The organism is Desulfonatronovibrio hydrogenovorans DSM 9292 (genome assembly GCF_000686525.1).
GTDB lineage: Bacteria > Desulfobacterota > Desulfovibrionia > Desulfovibrionales > Desulfonatronovibrionaceae > Desulfonatronovibrio > Desulfonatronovibrio hydrogenovorans.
In genome coordinates, this window is sequence record NZ_JMKT01000006.1 from 1 (window position 1) to 2,500 (window position 2,500).

The window sequence follows — 2,500 nt, forward strand, 5'->3', positions numbered from 1 at the left end:
TTTTTTTATGCCTTATGGCATGTAAGGATTGTTCCGGCAGCGACCTACTTTCCCAGGGGTAGACCCCAAGTATCATCGGCGCTGGAGGGCTTAACTTCCGAGTTCGGAATGGAGTCGGGTGTGACCCCTCCGCCATGGCCGCCGGAACAAAATTTATAGTTAATAAGGGTAAGTTTTTAAAAGATTAGGTTAAGACGCACGGACTATTAGTACCGGTTAGCTGAACATGTTGCCATGCTTACACTTCCGGCCTATCTACCTGGTAGTCTTCCAGGGTCCTTCAGTGACCGAAGTCAAGGGAGACCTTATCTTGAGGCTGGCTTCCCGCTTAGATGCTTTCAGCGGTTATCCTGACCGATCATAGCTACCCTGCTGTGCCGCTGGCGCGACAACAGGCCCACTAGAGGATCGTCCATTCCGGTCCTCTCGTACTAGGAACAGACCCTCTCAAGTCTCCTACGCCCACAGAAGATAGGGACCAAACTGTCTCACGACGTTTTAAACCCAGCTCGCGTACCACTTTAAACGGCGAACAGCCGTACCCTTGGGACCTGCTCCAGCCCCAGGATGTGATGAGCCGACATCGAGGTGCCAAACCGCGTCGTCGATGTGAACTCTTGGACGCGATCAGCCTGTTATCCCCGGCGTACCTTTTATCCGATGAGCGATGGCCCTTCCATGCGGGACCACCGGATCACTAAGACCAACTTTCGTTCCTGTTCGAGATGTCTCTCTCACAGTCAAGCTCCCTTATGCCTTTGCACTCAACGGCTGGTTTCCAATCAGCCTGAGGGAACCTTTGCACGCCTCCGTTACTCTTTAGGAGGCGACCGCCCCAGTCAAACTACCCACCAGACAATGTCTCCCGCCTGGCTTCACAGGTCGGGATTAGAACTCTAGAATACCAAGGGTGGTATTTCAAGGTTGGCTCCACTCATACTGGCGTACAAGGTTCAAAGCCTCCCACCTATCCTACACATGATAGCCCAAAGTCCAATGTCAAGCTGTAGTAAAGGTGCACAGGGTCTTTCCGTCTTTCTGCGGGTACTCGGCATCTTCACCGAGAATTCAATTTCACTGAGTCTCTAGCCGAGACAGTGCGGCGATCGTTACACCATTCGTGCAGGTCGGAACTTACCCGACAAGGAATTTCGCTACCTTAGGACCGTTATAGTTACGGCCGCCGTTTACCGGGGCTTCGGTTCAATGCTTCGCCCGAAAGCTAACATCTCCCCTTAACCTTCCGGCACCGGGCAGGTGTCAGTCCCTATACGTCGTCTTACGACTTCGCAGAGACCTGTGTTTTTAGTAAACAGTCGCCACCGCCATTTCGCTGCGACTTCCCCAGGCTCATAAAGTAAATTTAATCACCTGGAGAAGCACCCCTTCTCCCGAAGTTACGGGGTCATTTTGCCGAGTTCCTTAGCTAGAGTTATCTCAAGCGCCTTGGGATACTCTCCCCACCCTCCTGTGTTGGTTTACGGTACGGTCCACCAATTGATCTCGCTTAGAGGCTTTTCTTGGCAGCATGGGATTAGTCACTTCCGTCTTTAAAGACTCGTCATCACCTCTCGGCCTTAAGAAGATCCGGATTTGCCTAAATCTTCAGCCTACAGGCTTGAACCGGGATATCCAACACCCGGATGACCTACCCTCCTGCGTCCCCCCATCACTCAAACGATCAATCAGCGGGTACAGGAATATTAACCTGTTTCCCATCGACTACGCTTTTCAGCCTCGCCTTAGGGGCCGACTAACCCTGGGCAGATTAGCTTTACCCAGGAAACCTCGGGTTTACGGCGAACGGGTTTCTCACCCGTTTTATCGTTACTCATGCCAGCATAATCACTTCTCTAAAGTCCAGCAGACCTTCCGATCTACCTTCATCCCATAAGAGAACGCTCCCCTACCGCACCATGTAAACATGGCACCCGTGGCTTCGGTAATGTGCTTGAGCCCCGGTACATTTTCAGCGCAGAACCACTAGACCAGTGAGCTATTACGCTTTCTTTAAAGGATGGCTGCTTCTAAGCCAACCTCCTGGCTGTCTGAGTAGTCCCACCTCTTTTCCCACTTAGCACATATTTAGGGACCTTAGCCGACGGTCTGGGCTGTTTCCCTCTCGACCACGGACCTTCTCACCCGTAGTCTGACTCCCGGACTCTAAACTTACGGCATTCGGAGTTTGATAGGGTTTGGTAACCTGGTGGGGCCCCTAGCCCTTTCAGTGCTCTACCTCCGCAAGTGAACATCCGAGGCTATACCTCAATATATTTCGGGGAGAACCAGCTATCACCGAGTTTGATTGGCCTTTCACCCCTATCCACAGGTCATCCAAAAAGTTTTCAACCTTTACTGGTTCGGGCCTCCACTTGGTTTTACCCAAGCTTCACCCTGCCCATGGATAGCTCACTCGGCTTCGGGTCTAATCCAAAGTACTAATCGCCCTGTTCAGACTCGCTTTCGCTACGGCTACACCTCGCCGGCTTAACCTCGCACG

Annotated in this window: 2 rRNA genes (1 of these 2 cut by a window edge); both read right to left on the reverse strand. The window is 52.2% G+C overall.

Annotated features, from left to right (window positions below):
• Window positions 1-31: 31 nt before the first annotated feature.
• Window positions 32-146, reverse strand: a 5S ribosomal RNA gene (gene rrf, locus P771_RS0101135).
• Between the two features lie 39 nt (window positions 147-185).
• Window positions 186-2,500: ribosomal RNA gene (locus P771_RS0101140) — 23S ribosomal RNA — on the reverse strand; it runs 632 nt beyond the window's last position.